Origin of the sequence: Erythrobacter sp. Alg231-14 (assembly GCF_900149685.1) — a bacterium.
GTDB lineage: Bacteria > Pseudomonadota > Alphaproteobacteria > Sphingomonadales > Sphingomonadaceae > Erythrobacter.
The window spans coordinates 1,325,506-1,350,660 of the sequence record NZ_LT702999.1; the positions used below are offsets into that span (position 1 = coordinate 1,325,506).

Below are 25,155 nucleotides of genomic sequence, written 5' to 3' on the forward strand. Positions count from 1 at the left end.
CCGACCAGCAATCGATCGGGGCTAAACTCGGCGCGATCAAATCTTGCGCGGCGCTTTGCGAATGCTCCCCTCGGCGTTATGACGGCACACATTATCCCGATGATGAGAGGATTCTTCGACGACATGAAGCGCATTGCAATCACTTCCGCCGCTCTTTTGGCTTCCGTTTCGATCGCCGCGACCGCGCAGGCGCGCCCTATGACACCAGAGGATGTCGCCAAAATCGAAAGCGTTGGCGCCATCGCAATCTCCCCTGATGGGGCGCGGATCGCCTACACCACCGGCAGCCTGCCCGATGTCACCGAAGGCGAAGACAATGGCGGTTTCTCCAGCGAATTGAGCGTCGCCACCGCCGCAGATGTTGCGCGCCAATATCTGCCCGATGATATCAGCCCGGGCGGCGTCGCGTTTTCTCCTGATGGTCGGATGGTCACATTCCTTTGGTCCGGCGAAGATGGCGATCGCGCCGTTTGGGGCATCCCCGTGGATGGCGGCACCTATGCAAAATTGGCGGGTGTCGACGACACCGGCGTGCGTTCATACCGGTTTAGCCCCGATGGCGGCACGATCTACATGTTGACCGGCCCCGGCGAAGACGAACAACGCACCGCCCAACGCAAAGGCGGATTCAACGCCCGTGTTTACGAAGAAGAATTCCGTCCCGCCCGCTTGTTTGCGGCGGCTGTTGGTGAAGACGTTGATGCGGAACCGCGCGAAATCGCCTTGCCCGGTTTCGTCAGCGCGTTTGACGTGTCGTCCGATGGCCGCATGGGCATCATCGAAACGACGCCAACCCCATTGGTTGATGACAGCTACACCAGCAAGCGAGTCAATGTGATCGACCTTACCACCGGCGAAGTCACCGCCGTAGTCGAAACGCCGGGCAAAATCGGTGACGTCGAAATCTCACCAGACGGCACGCAGCTTTCGCTGATCGCGGGCGTCGACATGAACGATCCGGCCGCCACGACGTTGCATTTGGTGGACGTGGCGACCGGTGACTACCGCGCAATCAATGGCGGCGCAGCAGAGGCCGCGGTTGACGCCGAATGGCTGGCCGATGGCCGGTTGGCCGCTGTTGTGCACGTTGGCGTGCAATCGGTTTTGCGCATCTACAACGCCGATGGCACCGTTGCCGAAGAGCAGGACCCCGGCGAATTGATCCTTACCCGCGTCGAAGCGGCCGGCGATCGCATCGCGGTCGCTGCCAATGCGCCCCAGCATCCGACCGAATTGTTCGTGTGGAACGATGGTCAATTCAACCGTTGGACCAACCACAATGATTGGCTGTCGGATATCACATTCGGCGAACAACGCGCCTACACCTTCACCGCAACCGACGGCCAAGAAGTCGAAGGCGTTTTGATCCTGCCGGTTGGCGGCGTTCCAGAGGGCGGCGCCCCGACAATCATGAACGTCCATGGCGGGCCAGAAGCGCATGACAGCAATGGTTGGCAAACCGCCTATTCCAAACCCGGCCATGTTGCCGCGGGTGAAGGATACGCCGTGTTCCTGCCCAACTATCGCGGGTCCACCGGGTACGGCGTGGATTTCTCCAAACAGCATCAGGGCAATTACACCGATCCTGAATTCCGCGACATTGTCGATGCGAAAAACGCTTTGGCTGCCGAAGGCATCACCGATGCCGATCGCACCGGGATCACCGGCGGTTCATACGGCGGTTATGCCAGCGCATGGGGCGCGACCTATCATTCGGAAGAATACGCAGCATCGGTGATGTTCGTTGGCATTTCGGATCAAACCAGCAAGTTCGGCACCACCGACATCCCGTATGAGATGTACAATGTGCACAGCCGCGCATGGCCATGGGACGATTGGCAAAAGATGCTGGAAGTGTCGCCGATCTATTACACCGACCGCGCGACCACTCCGATCCTGATCATGCACGGCGAAGACGACACCCGCGTCGATCCAAGCCAATCGATGGAGCTGTATCGGTTCCTGCGCGTGCGTCAGCCGGACACCCCCGTGCGGCTCGTATTCTATCCCGGCGAAGGCCACGGCAACCGTCAGGCCGCCAGCCGGTATGATTACAACCTGCGCATGATGGAGTGGTTCGACACCTACTTGATGACGGGTGATCGCACCGCCGAAATGCCCGGCCCGCGCCCGCAATTGGCCGAAGGCGCCGCCGGTGCAGAAGCACCAGAAGAAGATAGCGAATGATACGCCGGCGTCGCATGCGTTGGCTTGCCACGCTTGCGGCGACAGCGATTGTGCCGGGGGTCGCGTTGATCGCGACCCCTTTGGCAGCGCAATCGGTTGAACACACTCCGGACACTTACGACAATCTCGTCGAGGTTCTCCGATCAGAAGTGGACCAAACCGCGGCAACCGATCGCGCGTTGGAAATTATGCGCGGCGAATATGCCGTGCATCCGACGATTTCGTCATTTGAAAGCCAAAGCCCCGGATTTATCGACGACATAATCGACGCATTGCGCCCCTTGATCAGAGCCCACGATGAAAGAGGGAACGCAATCTTGGAAGGCGAAATGGCGGCGTTGTTTCGTGCGGAGTTAACGCCCGAGGAAGCGGATGAGATCGCCGTCCTCTACAGCACGCCCGTGATCAATCGATTGATGCAGAATGTGTCGCGCAATTTTGACCCGGAAAACGTGATGGGCGCGTTGTTGTCTGATGCGCCCGTGTCGGAAACGGACGTGCGCGCCGATTCAAACACCGCATCTTCTCAAGCCTATTATCAATTGTCACAAGAAGAGCGCGCCACCGTCGACAGCATGCTGAGCAATACGGCCGCTTGGCCTAAATTTGTGGTGTTGCTGCCTGAAGTGAACGCCATTCAAACGCGGGTGCAAAACATCCCTCCCAACGATGAACAAACCGCAGCGATGAAAGCGATCGTTCAGGACGTCTTTAAAGAGCACTTTGCCAATTGAATCGCCGAAACGATCGGTTCTGACGCTGACCGCTAAAACGTATACCCGATCCCGATGCCGCCGATGAATTGATTCGCGCTACCCCGGATCGATGTAAACGGCGTGTCAGCCCCGTCCCCGACCAGCCGCGAATATCCTGCAATTCCATAGATGTTGAACCCTCCGTTCAACACGTTGTTGTCCAGATCCACAGTCAAAATCGACACCGCGCCGAGCGAATTCAGCCCGCCATCGGCCGTGAATTGCGGCAGACCGCTGGCCGCGCTTTGCGCCGGTGATATCGAGTAATAATAGTCGGCAAAATCATCATCAACGAAGCTGGCGCTGGCCGACAATTGCAACGCCGCACCCGTGCCGATTGGGCGGAAATAGCTCACGCCCGGTTCAATCAACATACCATCATGCGCGCCCAAAATGTCCCAACGCACCTGCGTGGAAAGGCTCAATCGGTCGAAACGCGTCAGCACACCGGGAAAACTGACCCCGCCATTCACGCCGACTTCCACGGCGGTGTCGAGCTCTCCTGCTAAGGCGACGACATTGTCTTTGATGCCGCCTGTCCGATCATTGCGAAAACGAAAGGAGGGGCCGAGCGAAAAACTGGTTTTGGCCGGGCCGCGCGTTGGCCCTTGCGACAACAGGTCGAGGTTGAAGCCCGGTCCATTCGGGCTGATCCCGACCCCGGCAACGCGTCCCACAATTAATGGCAAGGGGAAGACGCGAAAATCGTCTGAGCCGGAATAGCTTGGGACAAGCCCCGCCCCAATCCCGACTGTGGCCCATGTCTCGTCAAAGACCGGCTTAAACGGAGGACCACCTTCGCCTCGCGCGACGCCAGGGGGCGGCCCCTGACGGGCGCTATTGGAAGCGTCAGAACCGGATGCTCCCGGCTGGCTGGCCGCTTGATTGCCAGGTTGCCCAGCGCCTTGTGCCGGATCCGTCGGGCGATCCGCCGAGCGATCTTGGCCTTGTGGTTGCCCGGCCAGAACCGGGGCAGCAAGAGCGACCATCGCCGCAACGCCAGTGCGCAGTGCGATGCAGAGCGGCTTAGCAATCGTGGAAGAGGTCATGAGGGGGTGTCCTTTGGTGATCGCATTAGGCGGGCGGCGATTGACGCACCCTGCCAATGTTTGTGGCTGTGTTTGTCTCTATGCTTGCCTCTACTCTTGGCGGAGGTTTTCGTTTCCGAATTTGCGGCAGACCGCGTCGCATAGTGCGATTGGCCGATTGGAATATACACCGCGTCCAATATTGCCCGTCGGCCTGCGCTGCCCTACGGCCATACCCGTATGAGCGACGCGCAATTTGATGTGGCCATTGTTGGCGGCGGCCTTGCCGGGGGGCTAATTGCGCTTGCGTTGCATCGGGCGCGCCCAGAATTTCGGATCGCTTTGATCGAAGCGGGCAAAACCATTGGCGGCAACCACCGGTGGAGCTGGTTTGACAGCGATTTGTCGGTAGCGGGACGGGCCTTGTTGCATGGGTTTCGGCAAACTGGGTGGGATAGCGGCTACGACGTCGAATTTCCGACCCATCGGCGGACATTGAAAACCGCCTATCGTTCGATGGCGTCGCACGAATTTCACGAAGGCTTGCTGCGCGATCTGCCTAAAGATGCCGTCATGCTGGGCCGCAAAGCGGCGGCGTTGGATGCGCGCGGCGTGGATTTGGAAGACGGGTCGCGGATCGATGCCCGCGCTGTCATCGATTGCCGATCGTTCCAACCCAGCGAACATCTTTACGGCGGATGGCAGGTGTTTTTGGGCCGGCATATGCGTCTGGCACAACCGCACGGTCTTGAACGCCCCACGATCATGGACGCGACCGTCGATCAAGTCGCCCCGCATGGCAATGGCGGGGCCTATCGGTTTGTCTATGTTTTGCCGTTGGGCGCGCATGACGTTTTCGTCGAAGACACCTATTACGCCGATGATCCCCAATTGGACCGCAGCGCCTTGTCATCGCGGATTGACGCCTACACCCGCGAACACGGTTGGGATGACACGGCGATCGTGGGGCACGAAGCCGGGGTTCTGCCGGTTCTGACGGGCGGTGATTTCGCCGCGTATCAAAGGGAAATTGCCGTACCCGGCGTGACCATTGCAGGCGCGCGCGGCGGTTTCACCCATCCCCTGACCAGTTATACAATGTGCGTCGCGGTCGAAAACGCGCTGGCCATCGCGGAGGAGGCCGACCTATCGGGACAACAACTTGCCGCTATGTTCGAAGCGCGCGCGCGAAAACATTGGAGAAAGACGGGATATTACCGGCTCTTGGCTCGTTTGTTGTTTTTCGCCGCAAAGCCAGAACGCCGTGTGAAGGTGTTTCAACGGTTTTACACCTTGCGTGAGGGATTGATCGAACGCTTTTACGCCGCCCGTTCCAAGCCGCTCGATAAAATGCGCGTCTTGTCGGGTAAGCCGCCCGTACCTATCCCCGCCGCGATGGTGGCCATGTTCAAACGCGGGAAGCCGCTTAAAAGCGGTTCTGTCAAAGACAGCCCGCAAACCGATATTTCGACGGAGACGAAGGCATGAATGCAAACGCCAAATTGGACCTTGCCCCGGCATTGAACGGCGAAAAGGGAATCAATCCCGCGATCGCCGAGCGCTATGCGGGCAAATCGGTCTGTGTCATTGGCGCCGGTTTCGGCGGCATGGCATTGGCGATCCGATTGCAATCGCACGGCATCAACACCACCGTCGTCGAAGCGCGCGACAAGCCCGGCGGCCGCGCCTATTTTTGGGAGAAGGACGGCTTTACCTTTGACGCAGGGCCGACCGTGATCACCGATCCGCCGTGCCTCGAAGAATTGTGGCAATTGACCGGCCATAACATCGCCGACGATGTCGAATTGATGAAGGTCATGCCGTTCTATCGGTTGAATTGGCCCGATGGGACAAACTTCAATTACTCCAACGACGAAGACGATTTGAATTCGGAAATCGCCAAACTGAACCCTGACGATGTCGTGGGCTATCAAGAGTTTTTGGAATATTCCGCCCGGGTCTACGAAGAAGGCTATGTGAAATTGGGGACGGTGCCGTTCCTCGATTTCAAAACCATGTTGAAGGCCGCTCCGGCTTTGATCAAGGAACAGGCGTGGCGCAGCGTGTATTCGATGGTGTCGAAATACATCGAACACCCCAAATTGCGCGAAGCCTTCAGTTTCCATTCGCTTTTGGTGGGCGGCAATCCGATGAAAACCTCATCGATTTATGCCTTGATCCATAAGTTGGAAAAGGACGGCGGCGTGTGGTGGGCGCGCGGCGGAACCAACCGTTTGATTGCAGGCATGGTTCGCCATTTTGAACGGTTGGGCGGCACTATGCGCGTCGGCGATCCGGTCACGCAAATTCACACATTAGGAACACGCGCAGACGAGGTAGAAACCCAATCAGGGTGGAAACAACGCTTTGACGCAGTCGCATCCAACGGCGACATCATGCATTCCTACAAAGACCTGCTTTCCAACTCACAGCGTGGCCCGAAAATGGCCAAATCGCTGAGTAAAAAGAGCTTTTCACCTTCGCTCTTTGTCGTGCATTTTGGCCTAGAGGGCACATGGCCCGGCATCGCGCATCACATGATCCTGTTCGCGAACCGGTATAAGGGATTGCTCGAGGATATCTTTGACAACGGCGTTTTGCCCGAAGATTTCGCCATCTATTTGCATCACCCAACCGTCACCGATCCCAGTATGGCCCCCCAAGGCAAAAGCACGTTTTACGCGCTGGTCCCGGTCGCCCATATGGGCAAGATGCCGGTCGATTGGGACGAAGTCGGGCCGAAGCTGGAAAAGATGATCCTTGACGAGATCGGGCGTCGTTTGATCCCCGACATCCACGACCGGATCGTCACCAAATTCAGCTACGCGCCGAAGGATTTTCAACAAGACCTCGCCGCCCATATGGGCAGCGCGTTCAGCCTTGAACCGCTCCTGTGGCAAAGCGCTTACCTACGCGGCCACAACCGCGATGATGAGATTGAAAACTTCTACCTCGTCGGCGCGGGCACCCATCCCGGCGCAGGCATCCCCGGTGTGGTCGGCAGCGCGAAGGCAACCGCCGGTCTTGTGCTGGAGGATTTGGCGACTAAAGCGCCCGCATGAGCATAATGAAACGACTAGCTGTCTATTGCGGATCGGCCACGCCCGATGACCCGCGTTATATCGAACTCGCGCGCAGTGTCGGCGCCGGCCTTGCGGAGCGCGGCATTGGCGTTGTTTACGGTGGCGGCAGGCTGGGCCTGATGGGCGCGGTGGCCAATGGCGCAAAAGATGCAGGCGGTGAAGTGATCGGCGTGATCCCAGAGGCGCTGGTCAATTCCGAGGTTGCCAATCACAATTGCAACGAACTCATCACCGTTACCGGCATGCATGAACGCAAGCAGCGTTTCACCGATCTGTCTGATGGTTTTGTCACCATCCCCGGCGGCGTCGGCACAATGGATGAATTGTGGGAGGCGATGAGCTGGGCGCAGCTTGGCTATCACTCCGATCCTGTCGGCCTGCTCAACGCGTTTGGTTTCTACGACGACCTGATCGCCTTCAACGCCAAAATGGCTCAGGTCGGCTTTGTTCGGCCCGCGCATCAAAACATCCTGATCGCATCGGACACTTTGCCCGATCTGCTGGACAAGATGGCCGCCTACGAACCGCACACACCGATATTTCGGATGAAGGCCGATGACCTCTGATCCTGTGCCTCATCGCGTGGATGCTCCGCGCGTCGATACAGAGCGCCGCGCCGCTTTGGTGGATCATGCGCACAAAGCCATCAAATACGGCTCGCAGAGTTTTTCAGCGGCCTCGCAATTGTTTGAAAACGAAACGCGCGAACGGGCATGGCTGCTCTATGCATGGTGCCGCCGGTGCGATGACATTGCCGACAACCAAGTTATGGGCGGCGAGTTGGGCGATCAATCCGATTTGGAAAGTCGCCTTGGTTTGATCCGCAAGCTGACGGCGCTGGCGTTCGAAGGCAAAGCAACCGGCGACCCAGCGTTTGATGCTTTGGGTGTCGTAGCGCAGGAATGCGGCCTTACCCCCGCCATGGCCGAAGATGTGATCGCAGGCTTTGCTCTGGATGCAGAGGACTGGCGGCCCCGCACAGAAGCCGACATGATGCGGTATTGCTATCACGTTGCCGGCGCGGTGGGCGTGATGATGGCCGTGGTCATGGGCGTCGATCCCAAGGATCAAAACACGCTCGACAGAGCGAATGATCTGGGGCTGGCATTCCAATTGTCGAACATTGCCCGCGACATTGTCGAAGATGACGCAGCCGGCCGGTGCTACCTTCCGGTCATGTGGCTGGTCGAACAGGATATTGAGCCGGGCCAGCACACCAAACCGCATCACCGCGAAGAATTGGCCGAAATGGCAGCGCGCCTGGTCAAATTGGTGGAGAAACACGAAGCCGCCGCCCGCGTTGGCGCAGAACGCCTGCCCTTCCGCAGCCGCTGGGCGGTGCTGTCGGCGGCACGCATTTACGGCGCAATCGGGCGCAAAGTTCGCGCCCGGGGCACCGAGGCATGGAACAGCCGCACCTTTGTGCCGCGGTGGGAAAAGGCGCTCTACGGTGTGCGTGCATTCCTATCCGCCGCAATCAACCGCGAAAAGCATCCCGACGGGGAGATCACATGGGGCATCAAGGATTTCCGGCCCGTTTGATTGCTGCCCGTCCAATGCGGTTTCCATTGTAATAAAGTTGCGCTAGTCCCTTTCTCCATGAGAGGACTTATAGCTATCGCCGCCGCCGTTTCTGCGATCTTCGCAGCGCCGCTCTTCGCTCGATCACCGTCACCAGAACACGTTGAAGTCATCGAAGCCGTTGACGGTTTCTTCGCCGCCCTGCGCAGCGAGGACAAGACCGCGTTGGCACGGACCATGCGACCAGATGGTGTGATTTTCATCCATGATCGCCGCGACCCTGACAATGTGCGCATCCTTACACGGCCTGTCTCACAGCACCTCAATGGCTGGGAGGATAGTCCTCCGGGTACCGACGAATATATGCGCTACGATCATATTCTGGTCGATGGGACGATGGCTCAAGTGTGGGGGCCGTATGTGTTCTTGCTGAACGGCGAGACGACCCATTGCGGGATCAATTCGATGAGCCTTGCCAAAGGTGAGAACGGTTGGCTCGTCTCCAACACCAGCTTCACCATGGTCACGCCTGAAGAGTGCGACAAAGTCGGCGCCCCTGAACTCACGGTGCATGAGGACGGGACAGTGGAATGGGAAGCGGAAAGCCAATGATATCCAAACTCCTCATTGCCAATCGCGGCGAGATCGCCTGCCGGATTATGCAGACCGCGCGCGAAATGGGCGTGGCAACGGTGGCGGTTTATTCCGATGCCGATGCCAAGGCACTGCACACGCGCAGCGCCGATGAAGCGGTGCACATTGGCCCCTCGCCTGCTGCGGAAAGCTATCTTGTCGGTGAAAAGATCATCGCGGCGGCCAAAGAAACCGGCGCGGAGGCGATCCACCCCGGATACGGATTTCTATCTGAGAATGCCGATTTTGCGCAGGCTGTGATTGACGCTGGCCTCATCTGGGTCGGGCCAAAGCCGGAAAGCATCCGTGCGATGGGACTGAAAGACGCCGCGAAAGAGCGGATGATTGCCGCAGGCGTGCCAGTGACGCCCGGCTATCTGGGTGCGGATCAATCGGTGGAACGGCTTTCCAAAGAGGCCGATGCGATTGGCTATCCCGTGCTGATCAAAGCGGTCGCAGGCGGAGGCGGCAAAGGTATGCGCAAAGTTGACGCGGCAGAGAATTTCGCCGCCGATCTGGAAAGCTGCCAGCGCGAGGCCAAGGCGAGCTTTGGCAATGACGAAGTGCTGCTCGAAAAATGGATCACATCGCCGCGCCATGTTGAGGTGCAGGTGTTCGGCGACAGCCACGGCAATGTAGTCCACTTGTTTGAGCGTGACTGCTCCCTCCAACGCCGCCACCAAAAGGTGATCGAAGAGGCCCCGGCCCCCGGCATGGACGAGGCGACCCGCGAAGAAATCTGCGCCGCCGCCGTGCGCGCTGCGAAGGCGGTCGATTACGAGGGCGCAGGCACCATCGAATTTATCGCCGATGCGTCAGAAGGGCTGAGGGCGGACCGCATTTTCTTTATGGAAATGAACACGCGGCTTCAGGTCGAGCATCCCGTGACCGAGGAGATCACCGGGGTCGATCTGGTGGAATGGCAGCTGCGAGTGGCCTCGGGTGAGCCGATTCCGTTGAAGCAGGAGGAGCTGTCGATCAATGGCCACGCGATTGAAGCGCGGCTTTATGCGGAAGACCCGGCGAAGGGGTTTTTGCCAAGTATTGGCAGAATTGATCACTTTATAACGACGGCTCCATTTGAAGACTATTGGACATTTCGCTATGACTTCGGATACGACTACGAAGACACGGTTACCCCTCATTATGACCCAATGATCGGAAAGGTCATCGCAATGGGAGGGGATCGCAATGAAGCGATCTCGCAGTTGCTTACGGCCCTCGAAAGAGCCGAAATTTACCCACTTAAAACCAACCTCCCTTTTCTTATTCGCGCGGCCGACCACGAAGATTTTCGAGCCGCCAAGTTAGATACAGCATTCATAGAGCGTCACCTTACGGCGCTGACTGAATTTTCGACACCGTTACGCGAAATGGCGATTTCCGTTGCTGATGATATCGCTTTTGAAATCCAACAGCTCAGCCAACTAGACAAGCCAGCTGACAGTCTGTTGCGAAATACAATCGGCTGGCGGCTCAATAGCAAAAAGCGAAACAGAGTGATTGTCGAAGATGATCGCGGCAACACTTACGATATTGACCTAGACAACGACATACAAAGCGAGGTCGCCTATCGCGGCGCAGGTCCGTATCCAGCGCAAGTTCTGCACCGAGGCGAATTGGTACAGTTCAAGCATCATGAGCCGCGCGGCACCGGCGCAGCCTCCGCAGCCGACGGCGCAATCATTGCCCCAATGCCGGGCAAGGTCATCGCTGTCGACGTCACCGAGGGCCAAACGGTCAAAGCAGGCGACCGCCTCATGGTGCTCGAAGCGATGAAGATGGAGCACGCCCTCACCGCGCCCTTTGACGGAACCGTCACCGAACTCGACGCGTCCGAAGGCGGGCAGGTGCAAGTCGAAGCCGTGCTGTGCGTAGTGGAGCCTATCGAATGATACCAGCGGCTAAGCACCAAACGGTTGCGCAGCAACCGCAAGCCCGACCGGGCGTCCGCAGCGCCGATAGGCGCGAGGATATCGCACGCCGGATGGCGTGCGGAAAACAAATATGACTTGGGCTAAAGAACTCGAAGAGCTGCGCGAACGCGAAGCGCTTGCCGAACAAATGGGTGGACCCGAAAAGGTCGCGCGCCAACACGGTCGCGGCAAGATGGATGCGCGCGCGCGGCTAGGCGCGATGTGCGATCCCGGCTCCTTCCGCGAAATCGGTAAAATCGCAGGCAGCGCTTCATACGATGAAAACGGCGATCTCGTCGCAGTCACCCCTGCCCCGTTCCTATTCGGTAAAGCGACGATCGGCGGACGCCCCGTTGTCGCCACCGCCGACGATTTCACCATTCGCGGTGGCGCGGCCGATGCCGGCATTGCACGCAAGATGGTGCAAGCAGAGACGATGGCGCATGAGCTGAAACTGCCGATGCTCCGCATGATCGACGGCACCGGCGGCGGCGGATCGGTCAAGACATTGGAACAGATCGGCGCGACCTACATTCCGGCGGTTCCCGGATGGGGCGATGTCGTCCAAAACCTCGATACGGTGCCCGTTGTGGCATTGGCGCTTGGCCCGACAGCCGGCCTTGGCGCGGCGCGGGTCGTGGCCAGCCACTATTCGATCATGGTGCGCGGGCTTAGCCAATTGTTCGCCGCAGGCCCCGCCGTGGTGGACGCGATGGGCAGCGATTACGAAGGGCCCAAAGACCCGATCGCCGCCAAAGAGGAATTGGGCGGCGTCGATATTCACACCCGCAACGGCGTGGTCGATGATGAAGTTGCAAGCGAAGCAGAGGCATTCGCCCGCGCGCGGCATTTCCTATCCTTTATGCCCGAACATGTGGGCCAACACGCCCGCCGCGCAGAACCCACCGACCGCGCGGACCGACGCGAAGAGGCGCTGCTTAGCCTTGTCCCGCATGATCCCAAGCACGTCTATTCGATGCGCCGTGCGATGGACCTTATTTTGGACACCGGCACTGTGTTCGAAATCGGCAAAAACTGGGGCCGCACCGCAATCACCGCTTTGGCGCGGCTGAATGGATATCCCGTCGCCGTTGTGGCCAGCGATCCGACATTCTTGGGCGGATCATGGGATGCGAAAACATCGGAGAAAGTCGAACGTTTCGTCAAACTTGCCGATCAGTTCCGCCTGCCGATTGTGCACCTAGTCGACAATCCCGGTTTTATGATTGGACGCGAGGCGGAAATGGCGGGCACAATCCGGTACGGGGTTCAGGCGATGAACGCGATTTACCGCGCGACCGTTCCCCTAGCTAGCATCGTCATGCGCCGGGCATACGGCATCGCCGGCAGCGCGATGAGCAACGCGGAGCGGTATCAATACCGGTTCTGTTGGCCGTCCGGCGATTGGGGCAGTTTGCCGATCGCCGGCGGGTTGGAGGTCGCCTACAAATCCGATCTTGAGGCGTCAGACGACCCAGAGGCAGAATTGGAAGCGATCAAGACGCGCCTTGCCAAGGTTACGTCCCCATTCCGCAGCGCCGAACGTTTCAATGTCGAAGACATCATCGATCCGCGCGATACACGACCACTTCTATGCGAATTTGCCGAATTGGCGTGGCGCAAAATTCATTCTGAGTGAGCCGCAAGACGGCGCGGACTACGTCAAACCGAATTCATTTTGGTTGGACCCCGCTGTGCGTCGGGCGGCCCAAACAATTTGCCATTCTCGCTGAACAAAACCAGCGCAAGGCACGTCAATCCCGACGCCAGCAATGCCACCGCCAATGGCAAAGCGGTGCCATCAAACGAATATCCGATCACCCCACCCAACAACGCCGCCGTCGTCATCCGGACAAATCCGTGCATCGAACTGGCCGCGCCTGCTATGGCGAAGAATGGGTTCATGGCGATCGCGCCAAAATTGCTGCCGATAAATCCAAGCAACATCATGTTGATCGCCATCAAGGGCACAAATTGCCACAGGCTTTGATCCGGTTGCATCGCGAAATACACCTGGACCCCGGCCACCGCGATGAACGCGAACAGCGCGGAGTGGCTGACCCGGCGCGCGCCAAATCGTTCGACGATGCGCGAATTGGACCAGCTCGCCACGGCCATTGAACCCGCGCAAATGCCAAAGACCATGGGGAAAATGTCGCTCGCATCGAACGATTCTGCGATCAATTGCTGGGCAGAATTGATAAATCCAAACAAAGCGCCAAACACCAACGAGCTGCCGATGACATATCCAATGATGCTTCGCATACTCAACGCGCGGCCCATGTTTCTGGCTATCACGGTTGGTCGGATCGTCTGGCGATTTTCCTCGGTCAGGCTTTCAGGCAATCGAAAATACACCCAGCTGCCGACCAAGATCCCCTGAAGCGCCATCACCGCAAAGATCGCGCGCCAATCCGCGACCCACAAAATCATCTCTCCGATAAACGGCGCGATGGCGGGAACCATAAGGAAGATGACGAATATTAAGCTCATCATCTTGGCCATTTTGTCGCCGCCAACCCGGTCACGGATAATCGCCGGTGGCAATGCCACGATGCCCGCGCCAAAGAACCCTTGGGCCGCGCGGATGAACAACAATTGATCAAATGACGTGACCAGCGCGCTGGCCAATGACAAGGCGATATAGGCAAAAATAGAGCCCAGCAGGACGGGCCGTCTTCCAAACCGATCCGCCAATGCGCCGGGCACCAAGGCGCCGATTCCCGCGGTCAAAAGGAACACACCGATGACAAACTGCCGATCATTGCCCTCTACAGCCAAGGCGACGGCCATCTCATCCAAAGCGGGCAAAATGGCATCGATGCCGAACGCCTGAAGCGCCATCAACATTGCCATCATCCAGATCATCTCTCTTTCACCCAATGGTGACGGAGATGCCTCGGCCGGCGCGATTGAAGGAGGAGTGGTGTTCATTCCCAACGCTTTGCCGCCCGTTTCATCCAAAGACCACTCTTCTTTTCGCATGTGCACAATTATCGTCAGACTAGACAATTGTTGCGCAGCCATCGCGCAAAGGTTTCTTCACGCCGCCAAAGCGCCTATTTCATGGACATGTCGAACGAAGCGCCAGATCACATGGACGACGACGATGCAGGGCCATCGCATGGATTTGCGGGCAATGGCGGTCTGCGCAAGATCATCCATGTCGATATGGATGCGTTTTTTGCCAGCGTGGAACAGCGCGACAATCCTGAATTGCGCGGAAAGCCGGTGGCGGTTGGCGGGGCCGGCGGACGCGGCGTGGTCGCAGCGGCCAGTTACGAGGCGCGCAAGTTTGGTGTGAAAAGCGCCATGCCTTCGGTCACCGCAAAGCGTCGGTGCCCCGATCTGATCTTCGTCAAACACCGTTTCGACGCCTACAAAGAAGCCAGCCGACAAATTCGCGCGGTGTTCAACCACCACACCCCCCATGTCGAACCGTTGAGCCTTGATGAAGCCTATTTGGATGTAACAGAGGATCGTTTGGGTATCGGATCGGCCACCCGGATCGCTGAATTGATCCGGCAAGAGATCAAAGCCAAAACCGAGCTAACCGCCAGCGCGGGTGTTTCGTACAACAAATTCTTGGCAAAAATTGCGAGCGATCAGAACAAGCCGGATGGCATCTGTGTGATCCGCCCCGGCGAAGGGGCGGATTTTGTGGCGGGCCTGCCGATCCGCCGGTTCCACGGTGTGGGACCAAAGGCGGAAGAGAAAATGAAACGGTTGGGCATTGAAACCGGCGCCGATCTGGCGGGCAAAGACATTGATTTCCTGCGCGCAAGTTTTGGGTCTTTTGCCGACTATCTCTTTCGCGCCGCGCGCGGCATCGACCTGCGTCCGGTTAGCGCGCATCGTGTGCGAAAATCGGTTGGCGGGGAACGCACCTTTAGCGACGATATTTCCAGCGGCGCGGCATTGCGCGACACGTTGGAAAACATCATCGACATTGTGTGGGATCGGATCGAGAACTCCAAATCGCGCGGGCGCACCGTCACTCTCAAAGTGAAATTCACCGATTTCCAAAACATGACCCGATCGAAATCAACGCCCCATTGGGTCGCGGATAAAAACGAATTTGCCACAATCAGCAGAGAGCTCCTCGAAGAAGCTTTGCCGCTGCCTATGCCGATCCGGTTGATGGGGTTGACCCTGTCCAATCTCGATCACGGAGAAACGGAAGATCGGCCCAAGGACAGCGCGCAGCTATCGCTGCTTTAGCGACGATCTCGACCGCCGATTTGACGATGCGCCTTTGATTAAGTTGCTTTCCAAGCGGCGATGCGTCGCTCTGTCACTGGGCCCAAGGGTCCGGGTAGATTATCCGCCGGAAAGAACCGCGCTTCCAACACTTCGCGTCCATCGGGCACCGGGTCGGTCGCGACAACCGCGGCGAACAAATGCGCGGTGTGCGGCGACCCGGAAAGCTCTTCTTCCAGGGTGCCGACCGGTTCGATTGTGTCGAGAGACAGCCCCAATTCTTCGTGCACTTCGCGCCGCGTGCATTCGATCGGGTCTTCGCCTGGTTTCAAGCCCCCACCAGGCAACCCCCAAACCTCTGGCCCATAGGAATGGCGCAGCAACAGGACGTCGCCCGCCCGGTTGGTCAAAATCGCGCTAACCCCAGCGATGGGCGTTTTGCGCAGCCGCCGCCAGCGATGGCGCACCCGGTGCGCGATTGGCAATACGGCGCGATGCACCGGCGCAGGCAATGCGCGTTCAAGAAACGAAGCGATCAGGTGAAGCAAGTGATCTCACCCGCCGCCAACGCGTTCACTTCACGCAGCAAACGGGCAATCGGCAGGTCGTTTTCCTCCGCATCGGCGCTTTCGAAAATCGCCTTTTTTTCCTCGCCGCGGATCACAAACATCGTGCGCTGTGAACGCGATAGGATCGGAATCGTCAAAGTGATCCGGTCAAACGGAGCCTCTGGCGGGAGCGGGTCGGGGGTGATGCGCCGCACCGGCAAACTATCGGCGGGATCGGGATCGGTGTTGGGGAAGAGCGAAGCGATATGCCCATCGGTGCCCATGCCCAACCAGATCATATCAAAATGCGGGACGTCCATCCCCTCTTCCAAGGCGACAACCTTTGCCCCGGTGGGTTCGAAAATCCGCCTGATTTTGCCCGTGTTCGATGCCGCGTGATCTTCGGGCACAATGCGATCATCGGTCGGCCACACCACAAGTCGCGCGAAATCGAGATCCCGTTTCACCAATTCTGCGAAAATCGGAAATGGGGTCGATCCACCCGGCACCGCGATGTGAACGGAGCCGCGTTCGCATTCTAAATCGAACGCAATCTGTTGTGCGATCCAATCCGCAATTTCGACATCGCTCGCGCCATGTATGTATTCACCAATATGCATTGCACCTTCTTAGCAAAAGGGCCGCTCACGCATAGCGTAAACAGCCCCATTTTTTGCGCATCGCTATGGATCCGGCCTTACCGGCCAACTCGCATCAACCCAGCAGCGAATTGAGGAACCACACCCGTTCTTCAGCGGCGTCGGTCCAATCATCGATCAATCCATCGGTCGCGTTGTCGCCTGCCGCATCGGCGGTGTCCTTCATGGATTTCAATTGGGCGACCATCGCCGCGTTGTCATCGCGCAATTCGCGGATCATATCTTCGGCGGATAGGTTGGCGTTGTCCTGATCGGTGATCTGGGTGCGTTGGGCGATGGAGCCGACCGATGTGATCGTGTCACCGCCCAATTTGCGGGCGCGCTCTCCGATGACATCGATCTGACCCTGAATGGCGATGGCTTGTTCATCAAACAACAGATGAAGATCGCGAAAACGCGGGCCTTTTACGTGCCAATGGAAATTCTTGGTCTTAACATAAAGGGCAAAGTGATCGGCCAACAGGCCGTTGATTTCCGCCACCATTTGCGCGGTCGAATTTGCTTTGGGATCGGTCATTCTTATCCTCCTGCTTCGTGGGGTGCCTGATAGTAAAACGGCGGCAAACGGGGTTTGCGCACCGCCGATATGGTCATGCAATCAATGGTTGAGAAGCGGGTTGGTTTCGCGGAATACCAGTTGGCAGTGATCGTATAAAGCGATCAAAGAAACATATAACGAGCGTTTAATCCGATCACCAAAGCCGCGAGGAAGAGGCACACTCCTAATGTCGAACGATAGGCACGCAGTGGGAATTTGCGCATTTGCGACAGGCCAATTGCCCATCCCAATGCCACCGCAGCCACACCGCCAATCGCACCGCCGATCATGGCGGTGGTGGGGTATGTCGCTTCGGCGGCGAAGGCGAAAATCACAAATCGCGGCGCGTCGCCGATCTGACGCGCCAACAACACAACGCCGATCGCAATGTAGGACCGTGTCGGTTCCTTCATCGGTTTGACCTTCACCGGCCAAAACAATTCAAACGCAGCAATCGCCAACGCAAAAGCGACCAACATATCCGCCGCCCTTTGCGGCAAGATCGCAGCCATATTGGCCCCGGCAAATGCCATCACTGCCGCCGACGCAACCGCGCACACAGCGCCGGTGAAGATCAGCGGCGTTGATCGTTCAAGCTGTTCCGAAAACTGCGCAATGATCAATTGTTCGCGCCCACCGATTGCGATGGCCGTCGTAAGGATCAGACAGAAGAGAAAGGAATCCATAGCCCGCCCTAGCACGCGCGCGGCCCATGAACACCGACCCAAGCACCACTTTTTCCAAGCCGCCACCCAATTTTCGACAGGTGGCGCGAAACAACAAAGCGGCCTAACTCTGCCCCATTACATCACGCAATTGCTCATCAAAGGAGAGGGTATGAAACTCGAAGCGGGAATGGCTGCCGTTGTCACAGGCGGTGCATCAGGGCTAGGCCGTGCCAGCGCGGCGGCTTTGGCGGAAAAGGGTTTGAAGGTCGCGATCTTCGATATCAACGACGAAGCCGGTGAAGAGCACGCCGCCGCCATCGGTGGCACATTCCACCATGTCGATATTATGGACGAGGCCTCCGTCGAGGCAGGCTTTGCCGCCGCGCGCGCCGCCAACGGCCAAGAACGCGTGACCGTCCATTGTGCCATGGCGTCAAAACGCGGCAAGACGATCGGCTTTGACAAAGCAACGGGGGGCTACAAACGCTTACCGACAGAAGATTACGCCTTTGGGGCCGAAGGTATCTTGGTCGCCAGCTATCGCGTGGCCAGCATCTCTGCATTGGGCATGGCCAACGCCGATCCGGTTAACGACGATGGAGAACGCGGTTCCATCACCCTCACGGCGAGCGTCGCGGCACAGGATGGTCAGATCGGCCAAGTGATCTACGGATCCTGCAAATCCGGGGTCAACGGGCTTGTCTTGCCGATGGCGCGCGATTTGATGCAGATGGGCATACGCGTGAATTCGGTCATGCCGGGTATTTTCGCCACGCCTTTGATGTTAGGCATGAAGGACCGGAACCCGCAAATGTGGGATCAACTCAATGCAAGCGTCCCCTTCCCCAAACGGTTGGGCGAGCCCGAAGAGTTTGCTTCGCTCATCTGCGAAATTGCCAGCAACAGCTACATCAACGGCCATCAATTCCGGTTGGATGGTGCGATCCGTATGCCACCACGCTAAACGGCGTCGCAAACCGGCATTTTCGATGTCACAGATTACGCGGCCGCGCGCAATGGTTGGGGGTGTTGCACCACCGACAATCGTTCGCGGTCGCGACACAATGCCATGCAGTTGGAGCGGGTGAAGGGAATCGAACCCTCGTCGTCAGCTTGGGAAGCTGCTGCTCTACCATTGAGCTACACCCGCATTTCAAAGACTTAGCCTTGGGCTGCCTTCACGATGGTTACACCATTGGTGAGGCGACGCGTCAATTCGACCACAATGCCGCCGTCGTCAATGTCTCTTTTGCCTATCGGGTCGGCACAGTTGGATCGGCATGGTGAACCTTCAACCTAAGTCGTCACCTAACTTTGCAATTCTGTACCCCTACCCAATTTTGGCAGTAACATGCCCCTTGCCACGGGCCCGCCGTAGCGTCATTTGGGACGCTAAGAACTTAGGAGTCTCCCTCATGCGTCAGATCGATCATTTCATGCCCACGGCCAGCCCGACCGCGGCTCGCAAACATCAGGTGTGGAACCCATCCACCGGGGAAATTCAGGCCGAGGTCGCGTTGGGCGATGCAGCCTTGTTGGAACAGGCGATCGCAAACGCCAAAAAGGTCCAACCGGAATGGGCCGCAACAAACCCGCAAAAACGCGCGCGAGTGATGTTCCGTTTCAAAGAGTTGATCGAGGCAAACATGCAGAGCCTCGCCGAATTGTTGGCGAGCGAGCATGGCAAGGTGGTCGACGACGCCAAAGGCGATGTGCAACGCGGATTGGAAGTGATCGAGTTTGCTTGCGGCATTCCTCAAGTGATGAAGGGCGAATACACCCAAGGGGCCGGGCCCGGAATCGACGTGTATTCCACCCGCCAACCGTTGGGCATTGGGGCCGGGATTACGCCGTTCAATTTCCCCGCCATGATCCCAATGTGGATGTTTGGCATGGCCATCGCCGCAGGCAATGCGTTCATTTTGAAACCATCAGAGCGCGACCCCAGCGTTCCGGTTCGCCTTGCCGAATTGTTCGTCGAAGCGGGCGCGCCAGAGGGCCTTTTGCAAGTCGTCCATGGTGACAAGGAAATGGTCGACGCGATCATCGAACATCCCGATATCCCCGCCATCAGCTTCGTCGGAAGCTCAGACATCGCGCATTATATCTACAGCAAAGGCGCCCAGCATTCGAAACGCGTTCAAGCGTTTGGCGGCGCGAAGAACCACGGCATCGTGATGCCCGACGCTGATCTTGATCAAGTGGTCAACGATCTGGCTGGCGCGGCGTTTGGGTCCGCTGGTGAACGTTGTATGGCGTTGCCGGTGGTTGTCCCCGTGGGCGAAGACACCGCCGAACGGCTAAAAGAAAAACTGATCCCGGCGATCAACGCGCTGCGCATTGGCGTTTCCAACGATCCCGACGCGCATTACGGACCGGTGGTCACGCCCGAGCATAAGGCGCGCATCGAACAATGGATCACCACCGCCGAAGAAGAGGGCAGCGAAATCGTTATCGATGGGCGCGGCTTCTCACTTCAAGGCCACGAAAAAGGGTTCTTTGTCGGGCCAACTTTGATCGACCGCGTGACCCCGCAAATGACAAGCTATCAGGAAGAGATTTTTGGTCCCGTTCTGCAAATTGTGCGGGCCAATGATTTCGAAGACGCCGTGCGTCTGCCAAGCGAGCATCAATACGGAAACGGCGTCGCCATCTTTACCCGCAACGGTCAGGCCGCGCGTGAATTCGCCGCGCGGGTGAATGTCGGCATGGTGGGCATCAACGTGCCAATCCCTGTGCCGGTTAGCTATCACAGCTTTGGCGGTTGGAAACGGTCCGGCTTTGGCGATATTGACCAATACGGCACCGAAGGCCTCTCTTTCTGGACCAAAAACAAGAAGGTCACGCAACGCTGGCCGGATGGCGGCGGCGATGGATCGAACGCTTTCATCATTCCGACGATGGGCTAAGAATGGGAGCACCCCGCATGCGTTTTGGATTTGCGATCATCGCGGTCATTTCTCTGGCCGCATGCGACGCGAATGAACCCGCAGCGGTGGACGCAGACATTGGTGTAGAAGCGGGCGAAGACGCCAAGTCTGATCCCGCTTCCGCCGAAACCGCCGTTTTGCAAACCATCCCCGCCCAGTTTCATGGTGTGTGGGACTACGTCGAAGGGACGTGCGCGCGCGAAAGCGATCTTCGCACGGAGATAACCGGCGACGAAGTCATGTTCTACGAAAGCTTCGGCACAGTCACTTCGGTGACCGCGGAAGGCGATGACGTGATGGTCGTGTTGGCCCTAGAGGGCGAAGGGTACACGTGGGAGGAACAGATACGGTTCAGCCTCACAAATGACGGGAGCGTTTTGATGCTGCTCTCTGACAGGCAAAGAGAAGCGGGCGATACGCCATTGCCTCGAAAGCGCTGCGGATCATGACCAGCCGTCAACGCTGCACCTCAGGCTCTCCGTTTGAAGAGCAATTTGGTTTTAGTCGCGCAGTTCGCGTGGGCAATCGCATCATCGTTGCCGGTACCGGCCCAGTCGAACCGGATGGCACAACGACCCCCGGCGGCGTCGCACAACAAGCCGATCGGTGCTGTGCTATCATTGTTGCTGCCATTGAGGAGTTGGGGGGCAGCGCGGCCGATGTTGTGCGGACCCGCATGTTGTTGACCGACCCTCAGGATCAAGAGGCCGTTGGCGACGTGCACAAACGGTATTTCGGAACCGCGAAACCCGCGGCGACCATGGCGGGCGTTGCTTGGCTGTGCCGGGCGGAATGGAAGATCGAGATAGAGGCGGAAGCCTTGTTGCCACCAAGCTAAAGCGGTCGGCTTGCCGACTAGGCAATGATTCGCATCTCTGGTGATCGCGCTTGTTCGACGATCAATCGTTCTTCCACCGTGTTCATCAATTCATCGGTGTCTTTGATCGCGTCCAGATCTTTCGCAGGAACAAGATCCTTGGGGGTATCGTCCTTGTGCCCAATTAATATCGTGGGCAACGCGATCCCATGGCCGGGATAGGCCTCTTCGAAATCGTCTTTGTGGTGAATCACAACATCCAACGGCAGGCTGTCCAAATATCGTCGCCATTCGCCGCGCATCGATACCGCGCCATATGTGATCGCGCATAGGGAACAGGGATAGGTGTCCGGTGCGACCTGTTTGTGCACCGCGTGCATCAAAGCATTTATAATTCCGCCATCTGCGTTGTAGACCAAAATCAAGCGTGGCCGATTATGCTGAGATTTTTCCATCATAACCTTTCCTTCGTTTGATCACCCGCTTTCGTTACAATCTTTCATCTCATACAACACCAATCGGTCAATAATGTTGAACCTTACCCTAACAAACAAAGCAGGGGTCTCGCTCTTTTATTGCCGCGCCACAGCGTCTAAATGACACATCATGCAAGGACAATTCTCTCTTACCGAAGACCAGCTCGCGATTCAGGAAATGGCGCAGCGGTTCACCGCCGACAACATCACCCCGTTTGCCGGGGAATGGGATGAGAAACACATCTTTCCCAAGGATACGATCAAACAGACCGCCGAACTGGGTTTTGGCGCGATCTACGTGTCCGAAGAATCAGGCGGGATTGGACTAGGCCGGCTCGAAGCGGCGTTGATCATGGAAGCGATGGCCTATGGCTGTCCGACCACCAGCGCCTTTATCTCCATCCACAACATGGCCGCGTGGATGATCGATCAATTTGGCGGCGCGGACGTAAAGGCGCGCTACCTTCCTGATCTCATCACGATGGACAAGATCGCCAGCTATTGCCTGACCGAACCCGGCAGCGGATCAGACGCCGCCGGATTGAAAGCCAACGCGGTGTTGGATGGCGACCACTATGTGTTGAACGGAACGAAGCAGTTTATCTCGGGCGGCGGCGTGAACGATGTTTATGTCACCATGGTTCGCACCGGCGATCACAAAACCAAAGGCATCACTTGCCTTGTCATCGACAAAGACACACCGGGCGTTAGCTTTGGCGCGCCGGAGAAAAAGCTGGGCTGGAACGCATCGCCAACCGCTCAAGTCATTTTCGAAGACGCACGCGTTCCCGTGGCGAACCGCGTTGGCGGCGAAGGCGAAGGGTTCCGTTTTGCGATGATGGGCCTTGATGGCGGACGGCTTAACATTGGTGCGTGTTCTTTGGGCGGGGCACAGCGTTGTTTAGACGAAGCGATTGCCTACACCAAGGATCGCAAGCAATTCGACACGCCGATTGCGGATTTTCAGAACACGCAATTCATGCTGGCCGATATGGCCACCGACTTAGAAGCCGCGCGCGCCTTGTTGTATCTGGCGGCGGTCAAAGTGACCGAAAACGCCCCGGACAAATCGCGGTTTTCCGCGATGGCAAAACGCCTTGCGACGGACAATGGCAGCAAAATCGTCAACGACGCGCTGCAATTGTTCGGAGGCTACGGCTATCTCAGGGATTACCCGATTGAACGGTTCTGGCGCGATTTGCGGGTGCACTCGATCCTAGAGGGCACCAACCAAGTGATGCGCATGATCGTAGGCAGAGATCTGCTGCGCCAATAAGGTACGGGCCGAGAAGGCTTGGGGCCATTGAACCATTCGGCGCCGCGAGATGCGGGCAAAGAAAGAACCCAAAATGACAGACGACGTACTCATCCGCACGAATGGCCCGATAGGTCATATTTCGTTGAACAGGCCCAAGGCGCTCCACGCGCTTACCCTACCCATGTGCCACGCGATGAGCGCGGCCCTGACCGAGTGGGAACGGGATGACGCGATCGAGGCGATCATCATAGATCACGACGAAGGGCGCGGCTTTTGCGCGGGCGGCGACATCGCATTTCTGCGCGATTCCGCGATCAATGATGACGGCGCGTCGGGCCGCAAATTCTTCCACGACGAATATCAATTGAACCATCAATTGTTCACCTATCCCAAGCCTGTCGTCGCCTTTATGGACGGCGTTACAATGGGCGGCGGTGTTGGCATTTCCCAACCGGCTAAATTTCGCGTGGCCACGGAAAACACCCGCTTTGCGATGCCAGAAACAGGGATCGGCCTGTTTCCGGATGTTGGCGGCGGTTGGTACCTATCGCGCATGGGCGGACGGCTTGGCCAATTCCTCGCGCTAACCGGCGCGCGTTTGGATGGTGCAGAATGTTTGTGGACCGGCCTTGCGACGCATTACGTACCCAGCGACATGTTGGACGATTTGAAAGCCCGCATCATTGAGCGCCCTGGCCGCATCGCCGGAATTCTGTCCGAACCGGTGGGCACCCCGCCCGACGCACGGATTGAAGCGAACGCGCTTAAAATCGCCAAACACTTTGCCTCCGACAGATATGAAGACATCCTCGCCAGCCTCGAAGCGGCGGTAGAAGATGGCGACGAATGGGCGATGAAAGAGCGCGATACGTTGGGCACCAAAAGCCCGCAAACATGCAAAGTGGCCCTGCGCCAGCTTGCCACCAGCGCCGATTTGCCGACATTCGCAGACAACATGGCGATGGAATACCGCATTGCATCGCGTGTCCTAACGCGCCCCGATTTCGCAGAGGGCGTGCGCGCGGTCATCACCGACAAAACAAACGATCCCAAATGGGACCCCGCCACTCCGCAAGAGGTGGGCGATGATCTGATCGACAGCATATTTGCCCCACTGCCAGCAGACGAAGAATGGAAGCCATTATGAGCTACGAAACAATCACCGTTGAAACCAATGCGAGCGGTGCCAGCGGCGTCACTTTGATGACGATCAACCGGCCCAAAGCGTTGAACGCGCTCAACTCGGTGGTCCTTGATGAATTGATTCAGGCTTTTGCCGCCTATCAAGCCGATGACAGTCAGCTCTGTGCGATCTTGACCGGGTCAGGAGAAAAGGCGTTCGCCGCGGGCGCGGACATCAAAGAAATGTCGGACAAGGCCGCCGCGGATTTCTACCTCGACGACTTCTTCTCACCCTGGACGTCTGAGATTGTGAAGAAAACCCGCAAGCCGTGGATCGCCGCGGTGAACGGTTTTGCTCTGGGCGGTGGGTGCGAACTGGCGATGATGGCCGATTTCATCATCGCATCGGACAACGCGAAATTTGGTCAGCCTGAAATCAAGCTCGGCGTTGCCCCCGGCATGGGCGGATCGCAGCGGTTGACCCGTGCGATTGGCAAATCGAAGAGCATGGAAATGTGTCTGACGGGCCGGATGATGGGCGCCGAAGAGGCCGAACGTGCCAATTTGATCGCCCGTTCTGTCCCACAGGCGGACCTGATCGCTGAGGTGATCAAAACCGCCAGCGTGATCGCGGGAATGCCGCCAATGGCCACAATCGCGAACAAGGAAATGGTCAACTCAGCGTTTGAAATGACGCTGGACCAAGGCTTGATCGTGGAACGCCGCATCTTCCAAATCCTCACCGCGAGTGAGGACAAGCAGGAAGGCATGGCCGCGTTTATCGAGAAACGTGAGGGTGTGTGGAAGGGCCGTTAA

At 57.9% G+C, this 25,155-nt stretch carries 24 protein-coding genes and 1 tRNA gene; 17 read left to right on the top strand and 8 right to left on the bottom strand.

Annotated elements, in window-relative coordinates; all coding sequences use genetic code 11:
- Positions 1 to 123 precede the first annotated feature (123 nt).
- Both BQ8290_RS06210 and BQ8290_RS06215 read left to right on the top strand, forming a co-directional pair.
- The gene (locus tag BQ8290_RS06210; protein ID WP_108792017.1) at positions 124 to 2,187 is read left to right on the top strand and encodes a prolyl oligopeptidase family serine peptidase; all 2,064 of its coding nucleotides are present in this window, start codon (positions 124 to 126) and stop codon (positions 2,185 to 2,187) included.
- Entirely contained in the window at positions 2,184 to 2,921 is a 738-nt protein-coding gene (locus BQ8290_RS06215; RefSeq protein ID WP_337661071.1) for a hypothetical protein, read from the top strand. The genes BQ8290_RS06210 and BQ8290_RS06215 overlap by 4 nt, the downstream gene beginning before the upstream one ends.
- Positions 2,922 to 2,953: 32 nt before the next feature.
- Here the strand turns inward: BQ8290_RS06215 and BQ8290_RS06220 are convergent, their stop codons facing one another.
- Entirely contained in the window at positions 2,954 to 3,991 is a 1,038-nt protein-coding gene (locus BQ8290_RS06220) for a MipA/OmpV family protein (RefSeq protein WP_108788548.1), read from the bottom strand.
- 219 nt (positions 3,992 to 4,210) lie between these two features.
- On the opposite strand from BQ8290_RS06220, the gene crtY reads away from it, so the two are divergent.
- The 7 genes from crtY (at position 4,211) to BQ8290_RS06255 (ending at position 12,762) form a co-directional block, all read left to right on the top strand.
- Complete coding sequence (crtY, locus tag BQ8290_RS06225; protein ID WP_108788550.1) at positions 4,211 to 5,458, top strand: lycopene beta-cyclase CrtY; 1,248 nt, start codon at positions 4,211 to 4,213, stop codon at positions 5,456 to 5,458.
- Entirely contained in the window at positions 5,455 to 7,032 is a 1,578-nt protein-coding gene (locus tag BQ8290_RS06230; RefSeq protein WP_108788552.1) for a phytoene desaturase family protein, read from the top strand. Before crtY ends, BQ8290_RS06230 begins: the two co-directional genes overlap by 4 nt.
- Positions 7,033 to 7,037: 5 nt before the next feature.
- Positions 7,038 to 7,619, top strand: a complete 582-nt coding sequence (locus BQ8290_RS06235) for a TIGR00730 family Rossman fold protein (protein WP_108792019.1) — start codon at positions 7,038 to 7,040, stop codon at positions 7,617 to 7,619.
- Positions 7,609 to 8,595, top strand: a complete 987-nt coding sequence (locus BQ8290_RS06240) for a squalene/phytoene synthase family protein (RefSeq protein ID WP_108788554.1) — start codon at positions 7,609 to 7,611, stop codon at positions 8,593 to 8,595. The genes BQ8290_RS06235 and BQ8290_RS06240 overlap by 11 nt, the downstream gene beginning before the upstream one ends.
- A gap of 57 nt (positions 8,596 to 8,652) precedes the next feature.
- Positions 8,653 to 9,186, top strand: coding sequence for a hypothetical protein (locus BQ8290_RS06245; RefSeq protein ID WP_108788556.1), 534 nt, complete (start codon positions 8,653 to 8,655; stop codon positions 9,184 to 9,186).
- A complete protein-coding gene (locus BQ8290_RS06250; RefSeq protein ID WP_108788558.1) occupies positions 9,183 to 11,102 on the top strand; it encodes an ATP-binding protein in 1,920 nt (639 codons plus the stop codon). Before BQ8290_RS06245 ends, BQ8290_RS06250 begins: the two co-directional genes overlap by 4 nt.
- 112 nt (positions 11,103 to 11,214) lie before the next feature.
- Complete coding sequence (locus BQ8290_RS06255) at positions 11,215 to 12,762, top strand: carboxyl transferase domain-containing protein (RefSeq protein ID WP_108788560.1); 1,548 nt, start codon at positions 11,215 to 11,217, stop codon at positions 12,760 to 12,762.
- A gap of 23 nt (positions 12,763 to 12,785) precedes the next feature.
- On the opposite strand, the gene BQ8290_RS06260 is transcribed toward BQ8290_RS06255, so the two are convergent.
- Entirely contained in the window at positions 12,786 to 14,057 is a 1,272-nt protein-coding gene (locus BQ8290_RS06260; protein ID WP_108792021.1) for an MFS transporter, read from the bottom strand.
- A gap of 162 nt (positions 14,058 to 14,219) precedes the next feature.
- On the opposite strand from BQ8290_RS06260, the gene dinB reads away from it, so the two are divergent.
- Complete coding sequence (gene dinB, locus BQ8290_RS06265; protein WP_108792023.1) at positions 14,220 to 15,344, top strand: DNA polymerase IV; 1,125 nt, start codon at positions 14,220 to 14,222, stop codon at positions 15,342 to 15,344.
- Between the two features lie 38 nt (positions 15,345 to 15,382).
- Here the strand turns inward: dinB and BQ8290_RS06270 are convergent, their stop codons facing one another.
- The 4 genes from BQ8290_RS06270 to BQ8290_RS06285 all read right to left on the bottom strand — a co-directional run bounded on the left by BQ8290_RS06270 (position 15,383) and on the right by BQ8290_RS06285 (position 17,754).
- Complete coding sequence (locus BQ8290_RS06270; protein WP_108788562.1) at positions 15,383 to 15,871, bottom strand: NUDIX domain-containing protein; 489 nt, start codon at positions 15,869 to 15,871, stop codon at positions 15,383 to 15,385.
- Positions 15,859 to 16,491, bottom strand: coding sequence for a 6-phosphogluconolactonase (locus BQ8290_RS06275; RefSeq protein WP_108788564.1), 633 nt, complete (start codon positions 16,489 to 16,491; stop codon positions 15,859 to 15,861). Before BQ8290_RS06275 ends, BQ8290_RS06270 begins: the two co-directional genes overlap by 13 nt.
- Before the next feature lie 94 nt (positions 16,492 to 16,585).
- On the bottom strand, positions 16,586 to 17,047 hold the full coding sequence (locus BQ8290_RS06280; RefSeq protein WP_108788566.1) for a ferritin-like domain-containing protein: 462 nt from the start codon (positions 17,045 to 17,047) through the stop codon (positions 16,586 to 16,588).
- A gap of 143 nt (positions 17,048 to 17,190) precedes the next feature.
- Positions 17,191 to 17,754, bottom strand: a complete 564-nt coding sequence (locus tag BQ8290_RS06285; RefSeq protein WP_108788568.1) for a hypothetical protein — start codon at positions 17,752 to 17,754, stop codon at positions 17,191 to 17,193.
- A gap of 151 nt (positions 17,755 to 17,905) precedes the next feature.
- Between BQ8290_RS06285 and BQ8290_RS06290 the strand changes: the two genes are divergently transcribed.
- Entirely contained in the window at positions 17,906 to 18,700 is a 795-nt protein-coding gene (locus BQ8290_RS06290) for an SDR family oxidoreductase (protein WP_108788570.1), read from the top strand.
- A 112-nt stretch (positions 18,701 to 18,812) separates the two neighbouring features.
- Here the strand turns inward: BQ8290_RS06290 and BQ8290_RS06295 are convergent.
- Positions 18,813 to 18,886: transfer RNA gene (locus BQ8290_RS06295), tRNA-Gly, on the bottom strand.
- Between the two features lie 265 nt (positions 18,887 to 19,151).
- On the opposite strand from BQ8290_RS06295, the gene BQ8290_RS06300 reads away from it, so the two are divergent.
- The 3 genes from BQ8290_RS06300 to BQ8290_RS06310 are packed head-to-tail and all read left to right on the top strand — an operon-like array spanning position 19,152 to position 21,504.
- On the top strand, positions 19,152 to 20,645 hold the full coding sequence (locus tag BQ8290_RS06300; protein ID WP_108788572.1) for a CoA-acylating methylmalonate-semialdehyde dehydrogenase: 1,494 nt from the start codon (positions 19,152 to 19,154) through the stop codon (positions 20,643 to 20,645).
- Between the two features lie 17 nt (positions 20,646 to 20,662).
- Positions 20,663 to 21,115: a hypothetical protein gene (locus BQ8290_RS06305; protein ID WP_337661072.1), complete on the top strand. Its 453-nt coding sequence runs from the start codon at positions 20,663 to 20,665 to the stop codon at positions 21,113 to 21,115.
- The gene (locus tag BQ8290_RS06310; protein WP_108788576.1) at positions 21,112 to 21,504 is read left to right on the top strand and encodes a Rid family hydrolase; all 393 of its coding nucleotides are present in this window, start codon (positions 21,112 to 21,114) and stop codon (positions 21,502 to 21,504) included. The genes BQ8290_RS06305 and BQ8290_RS06310 overlap by 4 nt, the downstream gene beginning before the upstream one ends.
- Positions 21,505 to 21,521: 17 nt before the next feature.
- Here BQ8290_RS06310 and BQ8290_RS06315 read toward each other — a convergent pair whose 3' ends face one another.
- The gene (locus tag BQ8290_RS06315) at positions 21,522 to 21,941 is read right to left on the bottom strand and encodes a hypothetical protein (protein WP_337661073.1); all 420 of its coding nucleotides are present in this window, start codon (positions 21,939 to 21,941) and stop codon (positions 21,522 to 21,524) included.
- Positions 21,942 to 22,089: 148 nt separating this feature from the next.
- Here BQ8290_RS06315 and BQ8290_RS06320 point away from each other — a divergent pair, with 148 nt between their 5' ends.
- From BQ8290_RS06320 to BQ8290_RS06330, 3 genes are all read left to right on the top strand, one after another.
- Complete coding sequence (locus BQ8290_RS06320) at positions 22,090 to 23,235, top strand: acyl-CoA dehydrogenase family protein (protein WP_108788578.1); 1,146 nt, start codon at positions 22,090 to 22,092, stop codon at positions 23,233 to 23,235.
- 73 nt (positions 23,236 to 23,308) lie between these two features.
- Positions 23,309 to 24,364, top strand: a complete 1,056-nt coding sequence (locus BQ8290_RS06325) for a 3-hydroxyisobutyryl-CoA hydrolase (protein ID WP_108792027.1) — start codon at positions 23,309 to 23,311, stop codon at positions 24,362 to 24,364.
- The gene (locus BQ8290_RS06330; RefSeq protein WP_108792029.1) at positions 24,361 to 25,155 is read left to right on the top strand and encodes an enoyl-CoA hydratase-related protein; all 795 of its coding nucleotides are present in this window, start codon (positions 24,361 to 24,363) and stop codon (positions 25,153 to 25,155) included. Before BQ8290_RS06325 ends, BQ8290_RS06330 begins: the two co-directional genes overlap by 4 nt.

What these genes read in the sequence shown, in the direction of transcription:
- BQ8290_RS06210 (WP_108792017.1), top strand. Translation starts at nt 124, where the DNA reads ATGAAGCGCATTGCAATCACTTCCGCCGCTCTTTTGGCTTCCGTTTCG.
- BQ8290_RS06215 (WP_337661071.1), top strand. Translation starts at nt 2,184, where the DNA reads ATGATACGCCGGCGTCGCATGCGTTGGCTTGCCACGCTTGCGGCGACA.
- BQ8290_RS06220 (WP_108788548.1), bottom strand. Translation starts at nt 3,991, where the DNA reads ATGACCTCTTCCACGATTGCTAAGCCGCTCTGCATCGCACTGCGCACT.
- crtY (WP_108788550.1), top strand. Translation starts at nt 4,211, where the DNA reads ATGAGCGACGCGCAATTTGATGTGGCCATTGTTGGCGGCGGCCTTGCC.
- BQ8290_RS06230 (WP_108788552.1), top strand. Translation starts at nt 5,455, where the DNA reads ATGAATGCAAACGCCAAATTGGACCTTGCCCCGGCATTGAACGGCGAA.
- BQ8290_RS06235 (WP_108792019.1), top strand. Translation starts at nt 7,038, where the DNA reads ATGAAACGACTAGCTGTCTATTGCGGATCGGCCACGCCCGATGACCCG.
- BQ8290_RS06240 (WP_108788554.1), top strand. Translation starts at nt 7,609, where the DNA reads ATGACCTCTGATCCTGTGCCTCATCGCGTGGATGCTCCGCGCGTCGAT.
- BQ8290_RS06245 (WP_108788556.1), top strand. Translation starts at nt 8,653, where the DNA reads ATGAGAGGACTTATAGCTATCGCCGCCGCCGTTTCTGCGATCTTCGCA.
- BQ8290_RS06250 (WP_108788558.1), top strand. Translation starts at nt 9,183, where the DNA reads ATGATATCCAAACTCCTCATTGCCAATCGCGGCGAGATCGCCTGCCGG.
- BQ8290_RS06255 (WP_108788560.1), top strand. Translation starts at nt 11,215, where the DNA reads ATGACTTGGGCTAAAGAACTCGAAGAGCTGCGCGAACGCGAAGCGCTT.
- BQ8290_RS06260 (WP_108792021.1), bottom strand. Translation starts at nt 14,057, where the DNA reads ATGAACACCACTCCTCCTTCAATCGCGCCGGCCGAGGCATCTCCGTCA.
- dinB (WP_108792023.1), top strand. Translation starts at nt 14,220, where the DNA reads ATGGACGACGACGATGCAGGGCCATCGCATGGATTTGCGGGCAATGGC.
- BQ8290_RS06275 (WP_108788564.1), bottom strand. Translation starts at nt 16,491, where the DNA reads ATGCATATTGGTGAATACATACATGGCGCGAGCGATGTCGAAATTGCG.
- BQ8290_RS06280 (WP_108788566.1), bottom strand. Translation starts at nt 17,047, where the DNA reads ATGACCGATCCCAAAGCAAATTCGACCGCGCAAATGGTGGCGGAAATC.
- BQ8290_RS06285 (WP_108788568.1), bottom strand. Translation starts at nt 17,754, where the DNA reads ATGGATTCCTTTCTCTTCTGTCTGATCCTTACGACGGCCATCGCAATC.
- BQ8290_RS06290 (WP_108788570.1), top strand. Translation starts at nt 17,906, where the DNA reads ATGAAACTCGAAGCGGGAATGGCTGCCGTTGTCACAGGCGGTGCATCA.
- BQ8290_RS06300 (WP_108788572.1), top strand. Translation starts at nt 19,152, where the DNA reads ATGCGTCAGATCGATCATTTCATGCCCACGGCCAGCCCGACCGCGGCT.
- BQ8290_RS06305 (WP_337661072.1), top strand. Translation starts at nt 20,663, where the DNA reads ATGCGTTTTGGATTTGCGATCATCGCGGTCATTTCTCTGGCCGCATGC.
- BQ8290_RS06310 (WP_108788576.1), top strand. Translation starts at nt 21,112, where the DNA reads ATGACCAGCCGTCAACGCTGCACCTCAGGCTCTCCGTTTGAAGAGCAA.
- BQ8290_RS06315 (WP_337661073.1), bottom strand. Translation starts at nt 21,941, where the DNA reads ATGATGGAAAAATCTCAGCATAATCGGCCACGCTTGATTTTGGTCTAC.
- BQ8290_RS06320 (WP_108788578.1), top strand. Translation starts at nt 22,090, where the DNA reads ATGCAAGGACAATTCTCTCTTACCGAAGACCAGCTCGCGATTCAGGAA.
- BQ8290_RS06325 (WP_108792027.1), top strand. Translation starts at nt 23,309, where the DNA reads ATGACAGACGACGTACTCATCCGCACGAATGGCCCGATAGGTCATATT.
- BQ8290_RS06330 (WP_108792029.1), top strand. Translation starts at nt 24,361, where the DNA reads ATGAGCTACGAAACAATCACCGTTGAAACCAATGCGAGCGGTGCCAGC.